This is a genomic window from Paenibacillus sp. GCM10027627 (assembly GCF_042675505.1).
GTDB lineage: Bacteria > Bacillota > Bacilli > Paenibacillales > Paenibacillaceae > Pristimantibacillus.
The window spans coordinates 379461-402143 of the sequence record NZ_JBHTHB010000005.1; the positions used below are offsets into that span (position 1 = coordinate 379461).

Here is a 22683-nt window from a genome sequence, read left to right on the forward strand (position 1 = left end):
TTGCTTAAAACTCACTCATTAACTTATGCTCACTACGAATAAGCCCAAACCAAAAAGCCGCCCACGGCCAAAACCGTAAGCGACTCTATACAACTCTAGCTATTTCCCCAACTTCCCCTTCCCTACCGCTCCCCCCGCTCCCGACACTCCGAAGGAGTCATCCCATAATACTTCTGAAACACCTTCGTAAAATACCGCCTTTCCGCATACCCCGACACCGTCCCTATTTCCGTAACGGTTTTATCCGTCGTTAGCAGCAGCGACTGGGCCAGCTTCATCCGCTGGCTGGTGACGTATTCGACGAATGTTTCGCCGAAGTGGTTTTTGAACAGCATGCTGAAATAGCTGCCGCTGATGCCTAGGTGGCCTGCCAACTCCTCTACTCCGAGGTCGGTGGTCAGTCGTTTGAGGATGTAGTCTTTGGCGGCGATCATCAGCATTTCGCTCGATTTTTTGCTGAATGCTTTTTCCATCGCTTCCTCCATAAGCTGGCTAATCGCTCCCATCATATCCTTCATGCTTACACTGTGCTGAAGCTTCCGCCAGACTCGATCTTCTTCCTGCGTTGAAACCATCTGCATCTCCCGCATCTCGCGGAGAAGATGAATAAGCAAATAATGCAATATTTTTTCCGAGCAAACATAGGCCTGCTCATGCTGAGACAAACAATTGCTCTTCAGCCTTGCAAGCGCTCGCTGCATCGCGTTTTGATCCATTTTTCGTAGACTTGCCACGATAGCGTCCATCGCTTGCCAAAGCGACTCTCCAGCTCCTTGGCCTCCCTCTCCTGCCTTAGGATCGGCATATAAATGGCCGTCTCCCGAAGCTTGCAGCAAACTATGCTGCAGCTTCTTATACACAGATGAAAGCTCTCGCATCCCAACTCGCTTCGGATAAGCGATAACGCTGGCCTTCATCGGCAGTAAGTCCGCTATAGCTTCTCTCAACAAAAGCAGCCGTTCCTCGGCAAGCTTGCTATTCCAATAAACGCCGCTACCAACACCGCTTCTTCTATCGTCCACAAATATCCCATGCTCGGCTTGCCCTACTGCCATCCCCTCAAGCTCCGCATCATGCTGGACGAGAATACACCATTCCCCTTCCCGCAGCTGCAGCACGGAGCAAGGCAGCCTCTCCGCCAATGAAGCCGAACGAAGCGACTTCGTCATCTCGGCGTTGCGCCCTTTCCGCTCCGCATCGCTCCACTGCGCCGACAACTGTGCATAGCTGTCGATATCGACGAGCAGCATGCAGTAGCTCATATGCGTAAGCATAAACCCTTGATCCGCAAGCAGCTCCCATTCCTGTTCCGCATCAAAGCCGAGAAGCAAATGGTACAGATGCTGCTCATACGCCATGCTCGCCATCCGGCCCCATCTCTCATCCGCGAGCTTTCGATCTTGTTTGCGCGTCCGTATTTTTTCGCTAATTTGCCTGACGGACTGCTCCAACTGCTCGTAATCGATTGGCTTCAAAATATAATCCCGAACGCCCCTTTTAAGCGCCTCGCGTGCATATTCGAATTCTTGATAGCCCGTGAGCATGACCATTTCGCAATCCGTATCCGTCTTCCGCACCTCCGCGAGAAAGGCCATCCCGTCCATCACCGGCATACGAATATCGCACAGCACGAGATCGGGACGCTCATCGTGAAAATAATCGAGCGCCTCCTTCCCGTTCCGCGCTAGCGCCGCTACCTCGATGCCCAGCTCCTCCCACGGAAGGGCTACCCTCAAATTGTTCAAAATCGGAAGCTCGTCATCAACCAGCATGGCCTTTAATTTCATGAGTATCACCCGATCCCATCTTTGGTATGATGCATTGAATCGATGTGCCGCGTCCTTGCAGGGAACAAATGAAGAGGCCGTAATTCGCGCCGTATTGAATCCGAATCCGATCCGCTACGCTGCGAATGCCAAGCCCCCTCCTCTCCGGGTTGTGCATACGTCCTCCATGTCCGAAAACAGCATCCCCTTCGTCCTTTCCAGCCCCGTCTCCCTCTCCGTTCCCCGATCCCGATCCTGATCCTGGTCCTTGTCTTTGCCCCGATCCTTGCCCTGATCCCGGCACTTGTCTTTGCCCTTGTCCTTGCCTCTGACCGGAAGCATCGCCCCCATCATCCGAAGCCATATATTGAAAGTGGGCGAGCGTCTCATTGCCCATCCCGACCCCATTATCCTCTACACTGAGCAGCAGCCTCTCCCTCTCTTCTCTAGCCCGAATGACAATATGCCCCATTCGCTCAAGGCCGTCAAAACCGTGCTGAATGCAATTTTCGACGAGCGGCTGAAGCGTCAGCTTTTGCACATAACAGTCCAACAGGCTGTCCGGAATATCAAAGGTATAGTTGAAACTGTCCGCGAACCGAAACTTCTGGATTTCCAAATAGCTTTTGACATGCTCGATCTCCTGAAAAAGCGGTATTTCCTCCTGCCCCTTAAAGCTGATCCGCAAAATATTAGCCAGCCGCAGCACCATTTGGCTAACCTTTTTCCCTTCATTTTGCCGGGCAAGGATGTTGATCGATTCCAGCGTGTTGAATATAAAATGAGGCTTAATCTGCGTTTGCAGCAATTGCATTTCCGCCCGGTTTTTCTGCTCCTGCTCCTGCTTCACCCGTCCGAGCAAATATTGAATGCGGCCAATGAGGCTGTTTAGCCCTTGAGCCAGCAGCCCCAGCTCATCCCCGTCCCGCTCTCCCATTCTTATGCTAAGCTCGCCTTCTTCAACTCTTCTCATAAGCCGAACGGCCAATACGATCGTTTTCGCAATTCGATTGACGGAGAACAGCAGGAAATACATCGCCAGCAGCACCGTTACCGCCAAAAATCCGGCCAGCCACCACGCATACTTTACGATTTCGCTGGACAGCGAATTCCACGACGTGACAGACACCAGATGCCAGCTGTCCCGGCCTATGCTAACGCTGGATACGATGCTGTCTTCGCCATAAAAAGACTGTCTGTTGCTTGCAAAGGCCGTATCCATTTGAAAGCTGCTGTCCGTGAAATCGCCAATCGCTCCCCCGTTCATTTCTTCGCTGCTGTCATACAGCACCTTGCCCGCCTTATTGACGATAAAAAATCTCGTATTGTAATGCTCCTGATTAAACCTGAAATAACGGAATACCGCATCGATATTCGTATTTTTAGTCTGAACGAGCAGCACAGCGCGGTCCTGCAGCTTCTCCAAATCTTTGACGACCCGAATTTGCGTAAACAGCGGATCATCGCCCGTCAGCTCGGGATATTCATAAGGCCCGACCCATACCGGCTGCCCGGAGCGGCGGCGCACCTCTTGATATAGCGGATGTTCCTTAAGCTGCGAGAACGGCATCGCTTCAAAATAATCTTTTGTATAAATCGGAATAGCCCGTTGCTCCTCCAGCGGATACATCAGCGCAAAGCTGACGGAGGGATGATTGATTAACAGCTCGCGAAAGCTCTTTTGAATTTCGTTCAGCTCCAGCATCCGGAGCTGGGACAGATCGTTTACGGTAGAGCCGCGCTGGTCCAGCAATTGCTGCATCGCAATGCTCGCAATGGTGCTGTCGGTTACTTTGTTCATTTCGCTGAACACAAACTCGACATTTTGCCGCAGCGCCCGAAGCGTCAGCTCCGACTGCTGCGCATAGTTCTTCTCCACCGTTTGCGATATGAAGTAATAAGCCGCTATCCCTAAAAGGAATAACGGTAGAATGATCAATATGAGAAAGGCGGCGAACAGCTTGAAACGAAGCGACATAAGCGCCCTCCTTCTATTCGGTTCACTAACCCTTTACGCTTCCGGCCGTAATGCCCTCAATAATTTTCTCCTGCAAGAAAGCGTACAGAACGAGAACGGGCAATACGCTGAACACAATGCCGGTGCAAATATAAGCGTAATTCGTTTGGTACGCGTCCCGGAATCCGACCATGCCCGTCGGCAGCGTTCTTAGCGCATCTTTGCTGATAAAGAAGTTGGACAGCAAATATTCGTTCCACACGCCAAGGAAGTTTACGATAAACACGGTGACAAGTGCGGGTACGGTTACCGGCAAAATAATGCGGGTGAACAGCCCGATCGCCCCAAGTCCGTCGACGATAGCCGCTTCCTCCAGCTCGTTCGGTATCGCTTTCATAAACGCGGCGATAAGCAGAACGCTTATAGGCAGAGATCCCGCCGTATAAGGCAAAAACAGAGACCAGTGCGTATTGAGCAGCCCAAGGTCGCTCACCAAAATGTATTGTGCGATGAACAACACGTTGCTCGGAATAAGCATCCCGATCAGTACAACCTGGTACAGCACTTTGCTTGTACGAAGCAGGCGCATCCGCGTCAGAGCAAACGCCGTCCCCGCTGCAAGAATGACTCCCGCTACCCCGGACGTTAGAGACAAGTAAGCGCTGTTAAAAAAATATTTATTAATTTTGGCCGATACCCATGCGTCCACATAATTTTGATAGACGAATTTGGTCGGAAGGCCAAACGGATTTTCCGCAATATCGATGTTGTTGTCCTTCAGGGACGAAAAGACGACAAACACAAAGGGGGCCAGAACGGCGACGACATAGATCATAAGGACGATATGCGGCAGCGTTCTTTTTACCATAGTAAGCGGCATCAGTAGGTCACCTCATCTTTCGTGCGTCCGAAGGTCAATTGGTATAAGGCGGTCAACACCAGCGCGATAACGAAGATCAGCAGCGCCAATGAAGTGCCGTAGCCGTATTCGCCGTACCGGATCGCCCGATTCACCATGTAGGAAGCCATAACTTCCGTCGAACCGACAGGACCCCCGCGTGTCATCACGAGTACAACATCGACAACCCTCATCGCTCCGGCGATCGAAAGCATGACAATTACGGAAATAATCGGTTTAATAAGCGGTACCGTAATGGAAATGGCTCTTTGGAATCCGCTCGCCCCGTCGATTTCCGCCGCTTCGTTCAATTCCTTCGGAATCGCTAGAATGGCAGCCAGCACCAAGACGATGAAGAAGCCCATCCACTGCCAAGCATTTGTAATCAAAATCGCCCATATGGCGTACTTCGTATCCGCAAGCCAATAGATTGGTTCAATTCCGAACAAGCCTAGAAACTTGTTCACGATGCCCACTTCGGGATTGTACATAAACTGCCACAAAATGCCGATGACCGCAGTGGACAAAATAGCGGGCACAAACACCGTTGTTTTGTAAAAGCCTTGAAATCTCTTGACGCTGCCGATCAAAATGGCGAAAAAGATAATGAGCGGCACCTGCACAAATACGGAGAAAAAGATGAAATACATATTGTTTAACACTGATTTTCGAAAATAAGCATCTTTAATGGCATTGACGAAATTGTCAAAACCGATAAATTTAGGATCGTTTAAGCCGTCCCAATCCGTAAAAGCGTAATATGCCGAAGAAAGCATCGGGTAGATCGTAAACAGAAAGTACAGCCCGATCGTCGGAATGACGAATAACGCGTAGGCGTAAGGGTTTTTCAGGGCGCTTCTCATCTAGGGTCGTCCTCTCCTTCCGTCAAAGCCATCGAAGAAGGCGCCGCCCCACCGTGCGGCGGGAAGCGCCTTCCCTTCATTGGCCTGTTAGTTGCCCGTTATTTGCCCGCTTCCGCGTCCAATACTTTTTGAATCGCATCGGCCGCTTGCTGAGCGTTCGCTTGACCGGCAATAATGGCTTGAATTTGTGTTTCTGTCTCTGTGTATACTTTCATCGGAACGCTGATTTCGTAGTGGGAGAAGGCGCCGGCGGAAGCAGCCGCTACGTCTAGAACTTGCTTCACAACCGGATCTTGTACGCCGCTCATGACTTCTGGAGCCAGCTTCATCGCAGGCAATACGCCGTCTTCCAGCAAGCCGCGAAGCTGCATTTCGTCGTTGTACAAGTTTTTGATAAACGCTTTGACCGCTGCCAGCTCGCTTTCGTCGAGGTCGGCGGAGAAGCCATAGCCGTTGCCGTAGTTTCCGTTCAAATACGTTTGGTCGCCTTTGCCGCCAGGTACGGCAGGGAAAGCAATGTAGCCAACGTCTTCAGGCGTAATGTTTTTCGTCAGCTCGTCGTTTTTGAAAGCGGAGGAGCGCCAGCTGCCGTCGAAAATCATGCCGGCTTTACTGTTTAGAAACTCGTTAAGCATTTGGTCATACGTCATGCCAAGCTCGCCTTTGGAGAAGTAGCCCGCTTTGGACCATTGCTCGTATTTCCCGTAAGCGGATACAATTTCAGGAGCGTTGAATTTCAAGGATCCGTCCAAAATACGATCTACCATATCTGGTCCCGCATAACGTCCGATCAGAGTGTTGACTAACATGTTAGGCACCCATGCCGCTTGCGAACCCATTGCAAATGGCGTAATGCCTGCCGCTTTCAGCTTGTCGGCTGCCGCTTCCAGCTCTTCCAGCGTCGTTGGAGCCGCAATGCCGTGTTCGGCAAACAGCTTTTTGTTATAGAAAATGCCTTCGTTGTTGCCGCCGATTGGAAGACCGTAAATTTTGCCGTCCACGACGAATTGGCCGAGATTCAGAAATTTGTCTTTAATGCCCAGCTCTTCAAGAATTGGCGTCAGCTCCAGCAAACGGCCCGCTTTTGCATATTTTTGAGCGTCGCCCATGCCGCCGAACAAGTCGAAGATGACGGGAGGATTGCCGGCAGCCATTTCGGCAGGCAGCTTCGTGTAGCGGTTAACTTGATCCTCGACGCCGTCCAGCTCAAATTTCAAACCTGGAATTTCAGCTTCCGTCTTTTTGACCACATCGTCCAAAATGGCTTTGCGAAACTTTTGCGCGTCGCCGATTTGAATGTGGCGAAGCGACACGGTAAACGGTTCCACTTTCGGTTCTTCAGATGGCGTTGCCGATTCGGTGCCTGTATTGCCTCCGTTGTCGCTTGGCTTCGGTTCCTCTTTGTTTCCACCGTTGCCGCACGCGGCAAGCACAAGCGAAATGCTAAGCATGAAAACGAGCATCAGTACTAGACTTTTTTTCATCCCTTAGACCCTCCATGAATGGATTATTGTCGTTGCTCCCTCATTATAAAAGCGCTTTCTTAGGTGGAATAGGTATAGATTTCAATAATTAGGGACAAAAACATCCACTTTTTCGGGAAAATCATAGATTTATTATGCGAGAGTTTATTCTAGTACGATGAAGAGAGCGATTTATTCGAAAAAAATGCCGCCAGACCTCATCGGGTGCTAGCGGCATTCTCACAAGATTCTATTAAAAGTTTGCTTTCAAAGGCAAATAAATATCAATAACGGCCTCGTCTTCTCCAAGCGCATCGGGATTCGCCCAATATTCAAAATCGAATGGCCGGTCGGCTGCCACTCCGGTTTCCCGGATAGAATCATACGTATCGCCGATTTCCGATTCCGGCCCTTTGTGCGTAAATTTAGCGTATTCCCCGGCAACTAACGTATGCTGCACAGCCCCCTCAGGGATTTGCGCAAATTCGCTAACTTCCACTGCCGCTATGCTGACAAACGGAGTATCCGGCGTCCATTCACAATTAGGGTACTCTTGAACCAAATATATGCCAGCGTTTTCGAGCTGATTCGCGATTTCATGCCGGGTCTCCAGCAATTTCTGCCGCAGCTCGACTACAATGCCAGCTTCCATATCTTGATTTAATGAAGCCTCGACCGAATAACCGACCAGCTTCGTTTCTTTTCTAATTTCCACATGCCCCTTATCCATTCCAACGCCCAGCTCCATTCCGTATATATTGATCCTTCTTCCAGAAGATGTTTATCTCCTCTAACTTCTACTATACTAGATAAAGGACGTCTAAACTAGAATATCAGAGCATGCAACCGAACCCAAAAGAACGGGACCGAGAGGAGAATAGATATGGCGGCATCCAAAAAAACATTAAAAACTTGCGACTACGGCCATTCCTTTTATAAAAGCAGCGATTGCCCTACTTGCCCGGAATGTGAGCGCGAACGCAAGCCGGAGAGCGGATTTCTGGCCCTCCTGTCGGCGCCTGCAAGACGAGCCCTGCAGCATAACGGAATCAATACGTTGCAATTGCTGTCCGCCTACAGCGAAAAAGAGATTTTGTCCATTCACGGCATGGGCCCCAAATCGCTGCCCACACTTAGAGCGGCTTTAGAGGAAGCAGGACTGTCGTTCAAAAGCTAGCATTATTGAAAAGCATGGAGCGTTCCATTCAAGTCGGTAATATAGATCTTATTGCCGTCAACGAACGGAGAGGAAAAGGATCTCCCAATCGGCGCGCTCCAGAGAAGCTTGCCAAATTGCGAATCAAAAGCGAGCAGCGACTCTTCTCTTTCGGAGTTGTAGGCGTAACCCGATGCGATATAAACAACGCCCCCGGCTATAGCGGGAGAGGAGAACAAATGCGTTTTGTGCTTATATTGCCAGCGCTGCTCCCCTGTGACCGAGTCGAGCGCCGAAAGCGTCAGTGCATCGGAGCTGCCGAAATAAATAGTTTTGGACTGCGCGTCGATTGCAGGCGAAGACGGCATCCAGGAGCCCTTTGGGTCCACCTTGCTCCAGACCGTTTTTCCTGTTTCCGTATTTAAAGCCATGACCGCCGCATTGCGCCCGCCTACATAAAGCATATTTTCAAAGACAAGCGGAGATATGATCATGGGGCCTCCGAGGGAGACGCTCCACTTTTTGGTGCCGTTTTTTGCGGATAAGGCGTAAACGTACCCTCTCCAGTCTCCGAAATACAACGTATCTTCATGAACCGCCGCCGTCGTGCGGATCGCGGCCCCTTCCTTATCCGTTTTGAATTCCCATCGTTTCTCTCCCGATCCGGCTTTCAGAGCGTAGAACGTCCCTCCGCCATTGCCAATATATACAGTATCGTCGTAGATGACCGGGGACGAACGGTAATAATCCCATTTATCTATGTTTCTATCGTCATACTCTAAATTAAATTGCCACTTCAAGACTCCCGTCTCAGAATGAAGAGCGTAGACTACACCGGAATCGTCGGCAAAAAAGAGCAGCTTGTTCCATAGCGCAGGCGTCGTGCGTATCCCCGCTTTCGCTTGAAATTTCCACTTCTCCGTCTCGGTGGCTCCGTCAATCGCATACATCTCTCCGTGCTCGTTGCCAAAGTAGACGATATTGTTTCTTGCAATAGGCGATCCATAGATGGCGCTCTTGGTGCGGAACGTCCAGCTTGGCACTCCTTTTAACTCCGCAATCGCCTCGAACGAGCCGGAATGTGACGCATCCGCCCGAAACATCACCGCGTTGGACTCTACACTTTGGATTTCATTGCCGTCGCTGCATCCTCCCAAAATCAAGCTTAATACGATTGCGGAGCTAATCATTAACGGAAAGGGCCTTCGTTTGCGCCGAATCATCATCTCATCCACTCCTATAGTCATCTCGTATAGCAGAGACCGCACACTCGATCTATATCAAATGTGACATTATGAACGATAGAAATCTATATAACAGGATCACACTTTTTTATACATATCTCTGATTTCCCGCAGCGCTATTTGATTTGCCGTTTGCAATTGCAAAAAAGGGCTGGATGACAGCAAAAAAGCAAGCCCGCAAGACATAGGCCTTGTCGGACTTGCTTTTTTCATTTAGCTGTAATGGTTTAGCCGATTAGCGGCGTCGTTCAGCGGCCTGCTCTTCGGAGCTTAACTGCTGTCCGCTCGCCATTATGCCGTAAGCAACCGGAACAACAATTGAGCCGCCTGCGCTCTTGTCGTTTGGAGCAGAGGGTCAAGCTTATCGCCGTTCCCTTGAATAATACCGCTTTGTACCAAAGCTTGGACGGCGTCTTGAGCGTAAGCGGCAACACTGCCGTAGTCTTTAAACTCATCCGCTTTCAAGCCGGATTTCCCTTCAGGCAGTTCGCCTAGTTTTACCAAAGCCCGATAGAGCAATGTAAACAATTGCTGACGCGAAATGGCTTCCTCTGGCCTGAATTTATTGTTGCCCGTTCCGCTTGCAATGCCCAGCTTTTTGGCTGCGGCCAAATAATCGGTATAGTACTTATCGCCAGAATCGGCGAAATTGTCCGCTCCGCTAGCAGCAGGATCAATGCCATACGCCTTCAGCAGAAGCACGATAAATTGTCCTCTAGTGAGAGGAGCTCCCGGGCTGTAAAGCTGGTCGCTCGTGCCGCTGGCGATGCCTCTTGCCGCGAGGAAAGAAACGGCGTCACTGTACCAGAAGTTTTCCGGTACATCGGAGAAGCTAACCTTGTTATACCCGATAATATATTGCGAGAAATGATTCGTTACAAACTCGACGGAGCCGGAAGCCCCATTATAACGGCCTTGTACGGTTTGCAGTTCGCCCGACTCCGTTACATAGTAAACAATAACGGCCTCCGGGTCTTCGTTTGCCCCAAGCTTATAAGGGATGCTGACTTGCGCATTGCTTCCGCCAAAAGCGGTAATCGGCTGCTCGCCTGCAAACACTTGCAGATCGTAGACTGGCCGGTCTCCAAGCACCGCTTTTCCTTCTTCCGTAAGGGAGGAGACGGAAACAATAAAGCTGATGTCGCCAGCTGCTTTATTTTCGCTAATCGCTTTTAAAGCTGCCTCGTCGAACGACAACGATCCGAATTCCGCGTCGACTTTAAGCCCCACCTTGCCGCCCTTCGCGAGCTCGTCGAATGCCGCTCTCGGTACGGTCACTTGCGTCGAATCCGTATTGTCCGCCGCATCTACCTTCAGCTCAAGCTGAACTTTGGCGCCGTTTGCAGACTCTTTTTTCACTTTGTCTACCAGGCTTGCCGCCGCTTCTTTGGAAACAACCGCGACATTTGATCCCGTAGCCGAATCCGTTTTGGCCGGAATTGTCTCTGTTATTGTAACGGGTTTGCCCGATGGGCTTGTCGGTGCTGGAGTCGAGGTAGGAGCAGGAGTTGCGGTTGGCGTTGGCACTGTCGTTCCTCCGTCACCGGGACCGGTCGTCCCTCCGCCCGTCCCTGCCGGGACGGTCACTTCAACGTGCCTGCTCGCCCCGTAGTACAGTTCGGTCGGATTGGTTGCCCCTGCGTTGTATCCCGTTTTCGCTTTGTAACGGACATGATACGTTCCCGCAGCTAAACCTTCGATTGTATTTCCGCTAACCGGCAAATACGTTTCCGAGCTTGCCGCCTTATATTCTAGAGCAGCCGACGCTCCGGTAATTTTACCGTTTGCCAGCCCAGCGGATGTCGGAGCGACTCCCGCTAGTCCCGTCGGAGAAGCTTCGGCTCTGTCCGACAACAGCTTAAGCGCCGCTTTGTACCGATCGGTACGGCTGCCGAACTCGTCATTTTGATTAATATTGTTCCAGTAATACATAAGCTCTACATGTCCCAGAACCGGTGCTGCTTTGTTCGTGGCATCGATATGATTTTTGTTGTAAAGGAACACATACGGCACTTGCAGCCTTTTGGCATAAACGCGATCTGCGCCCTCACCATACCAAATGAGCCTGCTTCCGCTCGGGTTTTGCGGCGGATTGTCCGGGTTGCCGTTCGGATCGACGCTGTTGGCCGTCGTTAAGTTTTTCAAATGGGCGTTGACCAAATCCACATACAGCTTCGCATTGGAATTGTTCACGTCCCTCACATGCAGCTCGGATGATTTAAACGTTTGGGTAATCGGATCAAATCCGTTGTCCAGTCTTGTATCCCACGTATAAATCGTTTGAATGCCCTGCTCGATACCCCAGGAATTGATCAAATCGATGATCGGCTGAGTGTTAGGGCACCAAGGCCCGCCGAACAAAATCGCATAGTTTCCATCGCTTTGCAAAAGCTTCGTCAGCTCATGATACGTCAACGACTCGAATACGATACGATTGCCCGTAAACACATGCTCGCTGGTTCGGTCGGTTGCCGCCGCATCGTAAGTCGACCTGAAATAGCTCTCATTGTTCAAAACGCTATGAGTCGCCGTTTTTCGTCCGCCCACTTCCGTAGAAATCGTATCAAAAACGGCCCGTACCTTCGCTTTGTAAGCTTCCACTTTGACAGGATCGATTTCGCTAGCGGAGCCATCCTTAAGGAAGTCTGCGCGCGTAGCTAGCTCTTGAAGATCGGCTACAATCGGGGAAGCCCCTTGCCCATTGTTCTTGTTGTAAACAAACAAGTAGGGATCGTTCAGCTTATAGGCCGATTGAGTCACACTTGCGGATGTATAGCTTACATACTCCGGGTTTTGAACGGTCAAATTGGTCAAATGACGTTTTACTAACTCGACATAACGTTTTTTGAGCGCATCCGAATTGTTGTTGCCCGCAATATTCGCCGCTTCCGTAGCGCCGTCGAGCCGAGTGTCGAACTGATAAATCGCCGAAATGCCGTATTCTTTGGCCACTTCATTGATATAACCGATTACCGCTTGCGTACGCTCGCTCCACGCCCCGCCAAACAGAAACACATAGTTCCCCTCGCTGTTCAGCAAGTTCCATAGTTGATGATAAGTGACCGCGTCGTACACATGCCCGGAATTGCCAAGCCCAGGGTACACGTCTGTAAAATAAGTATCGTAAGTGTCATATTTGGCATTTGGCTGAACGCTCCCCGCCTCGGCCGCAGCTTTGCCCGTCTGAAAGACCGGCAATGCCACAGCGATGGCTAGCAATAGCGCCCACAATCGAACGGCTGGTTTTGCCCGCATAGCTTTTCCCCTCTTCTTTTGCAAAATGATTGAATGCTGCTAGTTATGTTGCATCAATAAATGAGCGTTGAATGAATTAGCATTCCTCTTCGCTGCTGCCGCCCGTAGAAGGCGCCGGTTCTGGGCTAGGCGTTGCTGGAGCTGGCTGGGTAGAAGAGCCTCCTGAGCCGGAAGAAGGGGAGGAGCTGGACGAATTCGATGAACCCGTCGATGCAGCCTGGCTCGGCGTTTTTTCCGTATCTTGAGTTAATACAGGCTTAGTCGATGAATCGGTTGTTTTTACAAAAGAAATGGACCCCGTCGGTTTATTTTCCTTAGCAGCCGCACCTTGATCCGAACCGCCGCTGCTTGCAGAAGCAGTGCTTCCGGACTGCTTGCCGCCTGTTGCCGTTTGTTTCGACGAATTGGCGTTTGCAGACGTGCCGGATTTAGTTGAAGCCGCTTTTTCGCCATTGTTTTGCGAAGAGGAAGCACCTGCCGCTGCTGCTGGCTTCGCTGCTGCATTCTTATCACCCGCATTGCTGCCGGATGGCTCTGAAGAAGCTGAGCCTTCGCTGCCGCTGCTGGATTGCGGCTTATCCGCTGTTTTATTACCGCCTGCTTCTTTCGAGGCAAGCGTAGCTCCCGAAACCGCTCCTTTGTCTGTGACTGGGGATGAAGCTGGATTCGCGGAAGCTTCTGCGTCAGCGGAGCTGTCTTCTGAACCGTTCGAAGTTATATTTACATTCGCAGTTTGCACGACTGCGCTTTGCTGTACTGCTTTTTGCCCGGAGTCCGATTGCGCCGCTGACGCTTCTCCTTGACTCGAAACGGTTGTATTTTGCCCGCTGTTAGCCGTCTCTTGAACCGCAGCCCCTTGAGCTGGTTTTCCTTGATCGGAAGCAGCCGCATAAGCCGCCTTATCGCCTTGCCCCTGCTTTGAGGCGGCAACTCCTACGGTTAGAAGAGCAAATGCGCTAACTGCACAAACGGTAATCAACGTAAATTTAGAAATGGCGAACTTTTTCATCTGATTAATCCTCCTGTCGTTTCCATCGCTTTTTTTGGGCAAAAAAAGAAGATCCAACCTCGAGCTGCCTTCGCTCGCGTTGAATCTCTGGTCATCCAGTAGATTGTCGTCTTTTCTGCGTTGAACTTATTTTAGGGTGGACGACTACCCAATGTCAATGGTTATTTTATATTTTTCCTATAAGTTTTATCGGAATTAAAAATTTTTCCCGATTTTAGACTAAATGATCTTGCTGACGCTCAGCGACTCAACCGCCTTTTCAATACGTCTTTGGCGGGTTTCGGCCGATTTGGCTCCCTCGATTTGAAGCACGATGCGGCGCTTGTTGCTGTAGGACAGCCCTTCGAAAAAAGCTTTGGCGGCATCGTTCTGGTTAAGCCTGTCGGCAAAATCTTCGGGAACGGCCACCACGCGAGGCTCCGTATCCAGCTCAATCCGTACCGTCACTTCGTCCCCCGCGGAAACGCCAGCGGCTTCCCGGTTCTCGCTGCTAAGCGGGATCATGAACTTGCCGCCCATCACAGCAACGGTACTGCGGTAAGTATGGCCTCCGACCGTAACGTTTACAGCTGGTTTTTTACCCGTGCCCAGCCCCTTAACGATTTCTTCAGGCACTTCAAATCCAGTTGCCGTCTTGCCTTCCAATATGATGACCGAACGAAACTCCAACACCTGCAATCGCCTCCTTATTTTCCACCATTATAACATGTACAGTAACGCCATCTATTTTGCACTACGATTGCTCGAAAATGGGCCGATTTCGCGGCTTAGTTGTTCCTGAAACAACTAGACCACCCCAAGACCCCGTTTCCGCACGTTTAGTGGTTTCTGAAACAACTAGACCACCCCAAAACCGCGTTTCCTCACGTTTAGTGGTTTCTGAAACAACTAGCCCACCCCAAAACCCCGTTTCCGCACGTTTAGTAGTTTCTGAAACAACTAGACCACCCCAAAACCGCGTTTCCGCACATTTAGTGGTTTCTGAAACAACTAGCCCATCCCAAAACCCCGTTTCCGCAATTTTAGTGGTGTCTGAAACAACTAGACCACCCCAAAACCCCGTTTCCTCACGTTTAGTGGTTCCTGAAACAACTAGCCCTTCCCAAAACCCCGTTTCCGCACGTTTAGTGGTTTCTGAAACAACTAGACCACCCTAAAACCGCGTTTCCACACGTTTAGTGGTTTCTAAAACAACTAACCCATCCCAAAACCCCGTTTCCGCACGTTTAGTGGTGTCTGAAACAACTAGACCACCCCAAAACCCCGTTTCCTCAAGTTTAGTGGTTTCTGAAACAACTAACCCACCCCAAAACCGCGTTTCCGCACGTTTAGTGGTGTCTGAAACAACTAGCCCTCTCTCTGCTCAAAATTCAGCCGCTCCCTCTCAACCGTTCATCAGCTCCAGCGCTGCATCCACCACCGCTTTAGGCTGATAGATTTGAATGGAGTGCCAGCTATCCTCCACAACCGTTTGTTTGACCCTTTCCGTTAGCTGAAGAAGTTTCCGTTGATCCAGCTTCCATTCCTCCGATTGATAACCGGCGGTCAGCACTCTAACGGGCATTTCACTCGGCAATGGTTCGGCAGCCAGAAGCTCGTTGGCGCTCTCTTCAGCATTCAAAAACTCGGAATACACCGTTTCATATGCACGGCTTCTAAACCCTAGCGCGTGGATGGCCGCTTGCGCATTTGCATGCAGTCCTCTCATTCCGATATGCTTCCCAAGAAATCTTGGAATGGCGATCGGCGCCAGGCAGTAGCCCCATCTGTACAGCTTTCCATGCTTCTTCCTCTCCCTCATTCGCCGCTCGCCAAGCTGAGCGGGAATGAACCGATGTTCGGCAGTAGAGTCGACCAGCACAATGCCGAGCACATCCTTCGGATAACGAGAAGCGAACAGCCGCATCACCATCCCTCCATAGGAATGCCCTACGAGCAAGTAAGGCGGCTTAAGCCCAAGCTGGTCCAGCAGCGCCTTCAAATCGTCCACGTATCCGCTGCAAGTGAGGCGCTCTGCTTTGCCTTTGCTCCATCCCACTCCCGCCCGATCATAGGATAAAATGGTCCCGTGCTTAGCCAGCTCATGCTGTACATAGGACCAGCCCAAGGCGCAGCCCCCCATCCCTGCCTCCAAAATGACCGTTGGCCCTCCTGCTCCTGCCACACAGGCATGCAGCTTTTTCGATCCAATATCGACCAGCCTTCCGGCGGGTTTGAACTTAAGGGACTCGATGCCCGAAATAGCAAGCTGATACAAAAACAATGGAAAACCGGCAACGGACAGTGCCGTCCGCATGAACTTATCTTGAAGCGGTATTTGTGCCATGAGCGCATCCTCCCTCCTCCGTGCAAATGGTTATCTCCATCTTAAAGAGGAACCGCATCCGGAAAAAGAGTTACTTTTATCTCGGTTTTTTCATATTTTACGAAGAAGCGCACTCGCTTTAAACAGTAGCCAAACGGCGCTTGTCACCGCCATCATATCGAACACAACGTTAAATAAAAATAGATGTTTGCTTAAATCGGCGACTCCATCCCCAAGAACAGGGATCATAAAAGAAAAGACGCCCGTCAGCCCAAGCAGCGCAAACAATTCCGCCGCAGCCCGTTTCCGCTCCGCATCCGCCCTTGCCCACTCGTAAACCGCCCCGGCAAAAAATAGGACAAAAAATCCGGCCACAAACCAAAGCTCATTCGGAATAACATGCCGTTTGAACTCGCTCCATCCGCTGAACTGGAACGAGAGAGCACGCGGCGGCTTGCCTTCGCTTTTTTCATAGCTGCCTAAATAATAGGGCCGAATTTCCATACTATAGTTTGCCGCATATTCCAGCTTGTCCAGCAAGCGTCCAGGATGGGCTGCATAATAGGCCAGCACGTCGAAATGAGAAATGCGGCTATAAAAGTCGCCTTCCAAAGAAGGATCATTTTGAGGAATAGCCGTCCCTTTCTGAAAATAGTTCGTACCCGCCAGCACGCTCAAATGCGGGGGCAACCCAAGCGTCTTCAGGTCTCCCTCCACGTCCGGCGACTCGTGCAAAATGCCAAAAAACACAGTCTGATACAAATTGATCCGTTTAAAATCGCCCGGAGCCGCGACATACATGACCAAAGAGGCCAACATAGTCGTCCCGGTCAAAACGAGCGCAAGCTTCCGCCAGCTCCGATCCCGCCTCAGCCGCAAAAAGCGCAATCCAATCAGGGCGAACCCTATCCCGATGGGAGCGTTTTGCGTTTTGGAGCAGGCCAGAAAAATAGCGGCCGCAAAAAACAACGCCAACATTAAGCGCGAAGGAGCCTCGCTCCGCGAAATCATAAGTGCTAGCGCCAGTGCAAGCAGCATAAAGACAAGCGATACCGGCTCGCCGTACAACGAATTAAAATAAGCTAAATAGGCGATGTCCATAAACACAATCAGCATAAGGCCCGCAAACAAAACATTCGCAACCGCGAATTCCGATTTATTCCATTTTATGATGAGATAACCCGCAGCCAAATGCAGGAGCGTATAGAAGACTCCTACAACCCGGATATCAAAATATTCGCTATTCAGCAGCTTCCCCACAAATCTAGCCGCAACTACAAGTGCAATTTGCGATGATAAATAAAAGCCTCGAAAAAATGAATCGTAAGCGAATCGGGAATGAGAGTAGGAAAAAAACCGCTCCTCGAAGCTTTCAGCCGCATTTCCGTAATTTAATCCCGCCGTTCCCATAATCCGCAGGAAGTCTCCATTGTCCGCCACCCCTACAAACGTCTTCCCGAGCAGCAACACCGCCGCAATTGCCGCAGCCGCCAGCAAATAAACATTTTCTACGGTAAAAATCCGTTTCGCCATCTCCCGCAATTCCCGCCCTTCGACTGGTTCCGGCCTATCCAATCCCGTAGCATCAAAACGCTCTGAATTAGAAAAGCCGAATATGGCTCAGTGTATCCCTGCCCGCAGCCTTTAAACCGTCATTGGACGGAATTGCCAATTCTATCAGTCGTATGCTAGCATAATTTCGGAAAGCATCTCGCCCCGAATCGAGAAGGAGGCAGCAAGACGATGAATCATTATGTTGGAATCGAAATCTATGGCGACAAAATCGGTTTTATTGCGGAAACGCCGGACGGGCTTATGGAGTATGAAACATCAATCGAAAAGGATTGCAGTCTGGAGTTTTTGCAAAATGAGGTCGAACAATTTATGGCCAGACTTCCCATTGTGCCAAAAGGAATCGGCATGGGGATGCCGGGTCTCGTAGCCGGAACCTACAAAGTAGAGCTTAGCCACGTCGTACCGGCTTTAAGCGGCGTGACAGCGGAGCAATTCGCCACGTCTAACGGCATTCCCGTCGCTTTTATCAATGACGTAAAGGCATCTACTTTGGCCGAAGCCGCCTACCGACAAGACCGCGATACGGTTGCCGTTATTATGGTCGATACGTATATCGCCTCCGGAGTCGTCGTTAAAGGCGAATTGCTTCTAGGCGCAAAAGGCTGGAGCGGCGAGCTTGGCTACATGCTGATGTCGGTCGACGGAAAGCCGACGGCTCTCGATTTTTTAGCCAGCGGCTACGCCATTGCGAATCAAGCGGGCGTAGACATCGACACTTTACACCATAATCTTGAGCAGGGCGATGAACATTCAGTTGCAATCGTTCGTCATGCCGGAACCTTTTTGGGCTATTCTCTAGCCAATCTGCTCCATCTATACAATCCCGACGTTATCGTATTAGGCGGCAGCACGCCAACGCTACACGGATACAGAGAAGCGGCAATCGCTGCCCTGGAAGCTCACGCTTTACCGGAGCTGTTGAAATGCTGCTCGATCGAAGCTCCTAAAATAGAGCGGAAGGTTATCGCTCACGGCGCTAAGGAATGGGCTCGCAAGCTGACTCTGGCCTAATGAATATCAATAATAAAAGCAGTCCACCGGCTCGCTGAGCGGAAGGACTGCTTTTTTCTTATTGCACAATCAAGTGATTTTGCAACAAATAGTTTTCTAAAATATGAATCTCTTTGCCGAGCGTTGTAAATATTTCTCTTTCCGCTTCCTGTATTATCGACTCCGCTTCTCGATTCCGCTCGATCCCCGAGTTAATCACTTTCGACCAAATGGCTCTCGCCTGCGCATCGACCGGTGTCGCCGAATATTCCCTCATTCTATCCGTCAGCTTTTCGTTTAACGCATAAAGATTTTGTCCTCCGTAAAACGCATTGGATTTGCCGTCGCTCACTTGCTGCGCCCTCGCCGGCAAATAGGACGGCACGCCGTTTCCGCTCCCTTTCATACTCCACTCCGTTACACAAAATTCAATGAATAGATAGGCCCATTCCTTCTGATCCGCAGCGCTCGGAATCATGAAGCTGGAGCTGTTCGCCCAGCCGTACAAATTAAACGGCAGCCTCGTCTGGCGCCATAGGCCGGTTGTGCCCGGAGCCCATTGGGCAATTTGATTAGCTCCCCAGGTGCCCATATAGAGCATAGCGAACTTGCCTGTACGGATTCCTTCAATACCGGATTGCGTCCATACATCGTTTGAAGAAACTAGATTTTCGTTGTACATCGTTTTGGCTATGTTGACGCCTTTTTTCGAAGCGGCCGTGTCTCTGGCAAAGCCCATCTTGTAATCGAACAAACCTTGCGTGCTATCGAATAGCTGGATGACGTCCATCGGCCATGACGCAATGTAACTGTCCCTTTCTTTCAGCTTTCTTGCTATCGCAATCCAATTTTCCGGACTTTCCATAAATTCGGCCAACTCCTCCGGTTCGGAAGGAAAGCCGTGCTGCTCCATAATATCGGCGCGGTAATAAGTGACTAATGGAGAGCTGCCTGAAGGAAAGCCAATTAGCGATTTGCGGTCGAAGGACAGGTTGCTCGCCCACAAGCTTTCGCTGAAATCGTCACGGTATTTTTCAGCACCGAACTCAAACAAGTCTTCGAGCCCCGCTATCCCTGTAAAAGAACCAAATTCCTCGCTGTCCGCTATCATGACATCAGGCGTATCCCCTTTGGCAATCGCTCTATGATAGGGTCCGACATAGGAATCGTTAGAAAAGGTTTTAAGCCGAACGGTCACATTCGGATATTTTTTTTGAAAAGCTTCAATAATCGGCTCCCATCCGCCGTAATAAGACCAGAACTCAAGCTCGACAGGCTCCTTGGACAAATGGACGGCCTTCACGCTAGACGAATGGCTCTCGCCTCTTGGCGTATCGGAGGCCGAATTGCAGGCGGTCGTAAATACAAGCATTGCAATAAGGAGTAAACCTAACCTTCTCATGCTTCCTTCCCCCGTTTCGATTGATTGACGCGGAGCATTTCGCTTCTGATATAATGCTCAAACTGTGTGCTGCGCAGCGGTCTGCTGAAGTAATAGCCCTGAAGCTCGTCCACTCTCAGCTTTTTAAAGAAAGCAAGCTCATCCTCCGTCTCGATTCCTTCCGCAACGACCTGAAGGCCCATACTGTGCGCCAACTCGATGACCGCCCTTACAACAGACGCTTTCCGGCCGTCATGCTCGGCATCTTTTATAAATGTTCGATCCAGCTTTACGATGGAAACCGGCAATCTCTGCAACTGATTCAAGGAAGAATATCCCGTTCCAAAATCGTCGATTGAAATATGAATGCCAAGCCTTCTAAGCTCCGTTAAGATTTCAATAACGCTCTCCATTTGGCGAATAAACACCGTTTCCGTTATTTCTATATTGACATAGCGAGCGTCCAGTCCCGTTTCCCGCAAAATATGAACGATATTATCGACTAAGCTGCCTTGGTAAAAATGTTTGGCGGACAAATTAATCGAAACCGGGATAGCGGTCAGCCCTCTGTTCTGCCACAGCTTGGTTTGCCTGCAAGCTTCCCTGAATACCCACATATCGATGTCCAGTATCATGCCGGAAGATTCCGCGAGCGGAATAAAGCGTGTCGGCTGAATAAGCCCTCTTTCGGGATGATTCCATCTGACGAGAGCCTCAAATCCGATCGTCCCGCCTGTTTCCGGGCACACCTTCGGCTGGTACATAAGGAAAAACTGTCCTTTTTCCAGCGCCCTGCGCATGCCGCTTTCCAAATGCATATTTTCATGGAACGTACGCTCAAGCTCATGATCAAAGAAATGAAAGCCGCTTCTCCCTTGCTCCTTCGCCAAATACATCGCCATATCCGCTTTTTTGACAATATCGTCAATCGTCGATCCGTGATCCGGATAAAGGCTGATCCCCACACTTGTTGTCGTATAAACGATCGATTCGTACAACTCGAATGGCGCTTCGAAGCAGCCGCAAATTTTCTCCGCGAACAGCCTTGGCGACTCTGGATGAGAGAACGTAAGCACAAATACAAATTCGTCTCCTCCGAGTCTATAGACGCTGCATCCTCCATCACTGGCGATGGCCGAAAATCTTGCCGTAACTTGTTGCAGCAGCACGTCGCCTGCGGCATGTCCAAGCGAGTCGTTAATTTGCTTAAAGCGGTTCAAATCCACAAACATGACGGCAATTTTCTCATCCGCTTCCCGGGTAGACTCAATTAGACCAACGAGCGACTGCTGAAAATGATAGCGGTTCGGCAGTCCTGTCAATCCGTCAAAATAAGCCATCTGATGCAGCTTCTCCTCCGAGTCCCGCAGCTGATGGTTCATCCGCTCTGATTCCTGCAGCATCTGTGATAAATTATGAGACATATCCTTGAAATTGTGGACGAGAGAATCAACCTCAACAATTCCGCTGCGAGGCCAATCGAGCGGCACTCCTGTCTTCAGCTTGATCGGCAGGTTGGTAGTCGATCCCGCGAGCTGCTTCAAGCCGTGGCTTAGCCAGCGATTTATGCCGAACGCCAGCATGCCGGCTACGAGGACGCTGCCGAGCGTGTACAGCAAATGGTAGATGTACTCACGGAAGATTTGTTCCTTATAAGTGACGACAGGTACGCTTACTGAGATCGCTATTGGAAGTTGATCCAGCTTCATCTTGTATACATATTGCGCATGGCGCCATTGCTGTGTAGGCAACAAGGGGATCGCTTCCTGTGTCGGCATTTCGATTGTGAAATGATCCGCAATCGGCTTGACGCTTAGCACGTTTGCCTCTTCCAGCTTTTTCGCCTGGTCGGAAGTGGCGACCAGAACCTGGTCTTTATCGCTTACGATTGAAATGTCAAACAGCTTCTGGGAAGTATGTCGATTGATGATTTCTTGTAAATATCCGAGGTGTATAATGCTTTGCAGCTGTACGCCGAGCATATCGTTCTCGCCCCATTGGGCAAGCTCGTCCGATATGCTGGCAGCCGTATTGCTGGCTGTTTGCAGAGTAGAGTCCGTGGATGATTGGTAGGAGTTCCAGCCGCTGATCATCATAATGGCCAAAAAAGGCAGCGCCACTATCGTGATCGATAAATGGAACAAAGCCCGACTGAACGGGATTGGCCTTTGCTTGTCCATATCTAGCCGCAGCCAACGCCGCAGCGGCACATAATCGACCAATATTTCAGCTATTAGCGCATTGAACATGCCATTTGCTGCCGTAACGGCAAGCAGCAGTATAAATTCTGTCGTCGAGAAGGGCCCTGACAGATAGCATGCGAGCAGCGTAAGAGGCAGGCCTAGTATGCACCAGTAAACCATCCCCGGCACAAGCACGGGTCCTGGCCGTTTTTTTTGCCAAATGCCGATCCAGCACGCTTCGAACAAAAAAATAAGCATAAATATCGGGGCGTGAAAAAAAAGCAAGGCCGCACCGTAAGCGATGAACGCGGCAGTCATCCCTGTACGGAGGCCGAAGAGCATAATGAGGACAAGCAGCATAATATTAGTAAAAGCAAACGTGATGCCGTAAATGAGCTGCAATTGTTCCGAGGCGCTGAATAGCGCGAGCAGAACCATACTTCCAATAAAAAAATAACTCCGTTTGGAGCGAGGGGTGTTCATCCACTTCCTCATATTCACACGGTCCTTCCGAGTCGGCATCGGCGTCTTTTTTACGCCAACGCCTTCCATTCCTTACTTCATTTTCCCCATCATAACACGATTGTTTGCCGCTGGGGATAGGAAATGTATACGACTGGAAGGGGGATTTTTCTATT

Annotated in this window: 16 protein-coding genes; 2 read left to right on the forward strand and 14 right to left on the reverse strand. The window is 50.4% G+C overall.

Features of this window, described 5'->3' with window-relative positions; genetic code table 11:
* Window positions 1–122 precede the first annotated feature (122 nt).
* The 6 genes from ACFQZE_RS19135 to ACFQZE_RS19160 all read right to left on the reverse strand — a co-directional run bounded on the left by ACFQZE_RS19135 (window position 123) and on the right by ACFQZE_RS19160 (window position 7695).
* Complete coding sequence (locus tag ACFQZE_RS19135) at window positions 123–1787, reverse strand: response regulator transcription factor (RefSeq protein WP_379359953.1); 1665 nt, start codon at window positions 1785–1787, stop codon at window positions 123–125.
* Window positions 1762–3744 (reverse strand): cache domain-containing sensor histidine kinase, encoded by a 1983-nt coding sequence (locus tag ACFQZE_RS19140; RefSeq protein WP_379359955.1) that lies wholly within the window; start codon window positions 3742–3744, stop codon window positions 1762–1764. The genes ACFQZE_RS19135 and ACFQZE_RS19140 overlap by 26 nt, the downstream gene beginning before the upstream one ends.
* A 25-nt stretch (window positions 3745–3769) precedes the next feature.
* Window positions 3770–4603 (reverse strand): carbohydrate ABC transporter permease, encoded by an 834-nt coding sequence (locus tag ACFQZE_RS19145; RefSeq protein ID WP_379359957.1) that lies wholly within the window; start codon window positions 4601–4603, stop codon window positions 3770–3772.
* Complete coding sequence (locus ACFQZE_RS19150; RefSeq protein ID WP_379359959.1) at window positions 4603–5484, reverse strand: carbohydrate ABC transporter permease; 882 nt, start codon at window positions 5482–5484, stop codon at window positions 4603–4605. Before ACFQZE_RS19150 ends, ACFQZE_RS19145 begins: the two co-directional genes overlap by 1 nt.
* 98 nt (window positions 5485–5582) lie before the next feature.
* On the reverse strand, window positions 5583–6968 hold the full coding sequence (locus ACFQZE_RS19155; protein WP_379359961.1) for an ABC transporter substrate-binding protein: 1386 nt from the start codon (window positions 6966–6968) through the stop codon (window positions 5583–5585).
* Window positions 6969–7200: 232 nt separating this feature from the next.
* On the reverse strand, window positions 7201–7695 hold the full coding sequence (locus tag ACFQZE_RS19160; protein WP_379359963.1) for a GyrI-like domain-containing protein: 495 nt from the start codon (window positions 7693–7695) through the stop codon (window positions 7201–7203).
* Window positions 7696–7830: 135 nt separating this feature from the next.
* On the opposite strand from ACFQZE_RS19160, the gene ACFQZE_RS19165 reads away from it, so the two are divergent.
* Window positions 7831–8124 (forward strand): RNA polymerase alpha subunit C-terminal domain-containing protein, encoded by a 294-nt coding sequence (locus tag ACFQZE_RS19165; protein ID WP_379359965.1) that lies wholly within the window; start codon window positions 7831–7833, stop codon window positions 8122–8124.
* A gap of 2 nt (window positions 8125–8126) precedes the next feature.
* On the opposite strand, the gene ACFQZE_RS19170 is transcribed toward ACFQZE_RS19165, so the two are convergent.
* From ACFQZE_RS19170 to wsfD, 6 genes are all read right to left on the reverse strand, one after another.
* Window positions 8127–9329, reverse strand: a complete 1203-nt coding sequence (locus ACFQZE_RS19170) for an outer membrane protein assembly factor BamB family protein (protein ID WP_379359967.1) — start codon at window positions 9327–9329, stop codon at window positions 8127–8129.
* A gap of 309 nt (window positions 9330–9638) precedes the next feature.
* Window positions 9639–12602, reverse strand: a complete 2964-nt coding sequence (locus ACFQZE_RS19175; protein ID WP_379359970.1) for an S-layer homology domain-containing protein — start codon at window positions 12600–12602, stop codon at window positions 9639–9641.
* A gap of 76 nt (window positions 12603–12678) precedes the next feature.
* Window positions 12679–13611 carry a hypothetical protein gene (locus ACFQZE_RS19180; RefSeq protein WP_379359972.1) on the reverse strand — a complete coding sequence of 311 codons (933 nt, stop codon included), beginning with the start codon at window positions 13609–13611 and terminating at the stop codon, window positions 12679–12681.
* Between the two features lie 219 nt (window positions 13612–13830).
* On the reverse strand, window positions 13831–14283 hold the full coding sequence (locus ACFQZE_RS19185; RefSeq protein WP_379359974.1) for a YdeI/OmpD-associated family protein: 453 nt from the start codon (window positions 14281–14283) through the stop codon (window positions 13831–13833).
* Window positions 14284–14995: 712 nt separating this feature from the next.
* A complete protein-coding gene (locus tag ACFQZE_RS19190) occupies window positions 14996–15937 on the reverse strand; it encodes an alpha/beta fold hydrolase (RefSeq protein WP_379359976.1) in 942 nt (313 codons plus the stop codon).
* Between the two features lie 90 nt (window positions 15938–16027).
* The gene (wsfD, locus tag ACFQZE_RS19195) at window positions 16028–17449 is read right to left on the reverse strand and encodes a glycan biosynthesis hexose transferase WsfD (protein WP_379359978.1); all 1422 of its coding nucleotides are present in this window, start codon (window positions 17447–17449) and stop codon (window positions 16028–16030) included.
* A gap of 210 nt (window positions 17450–17659) precedes the next feature.
* Between wsfD and ACFQZE_RS19200 the strand changes: the two genes are divergently transcribed.
* Window positions 17660–18502 (forward strand): ROK family protein, encoded by an 843-nt coding sequence (locus tag ACFQZE_RS19200; protein WP_379359980.1) that lies wholly within the window; start codon window positions 17660–17662, stop codon window positions 18500–18502.
* Window positions 18503–18560: 58 nt separating this feature from the next.
* On the opposite strand, the gene ACFQZE_RS19205 is transcribed toward ACFQZE_RS19200, so the two are convergent.
* Window positions 18561–19883: an ABC transporter substrate-binding protein gene (locus ACFQZE_RS19205; protein ID WP_379359982.1), complete on the reverse strand. Its 1323-nt coding sequence runs from the start codon at window positions 19881–19883 to the stop codon at window positions 18561–18563.
* Window positions 19880–22597: a putative bifunctional diguanylate cyclase/phosphodiesterase gene (locus tag ACFQZE_RS19210; protein ID WP_379359984.1), complete on the reverse strand. Its 2718-nt coding sequence runs from the start codon at window positions 22595–22597 to the stop codon at window positions 19880–19882. The genes ACFQZE_RS19205 and ACFQZE_RS19210 overlap by 4 nt, the downstream gene beginning before the upstream one ends.
* Window positions 22598–22683 lie beyond the last annotated feature (86 nt).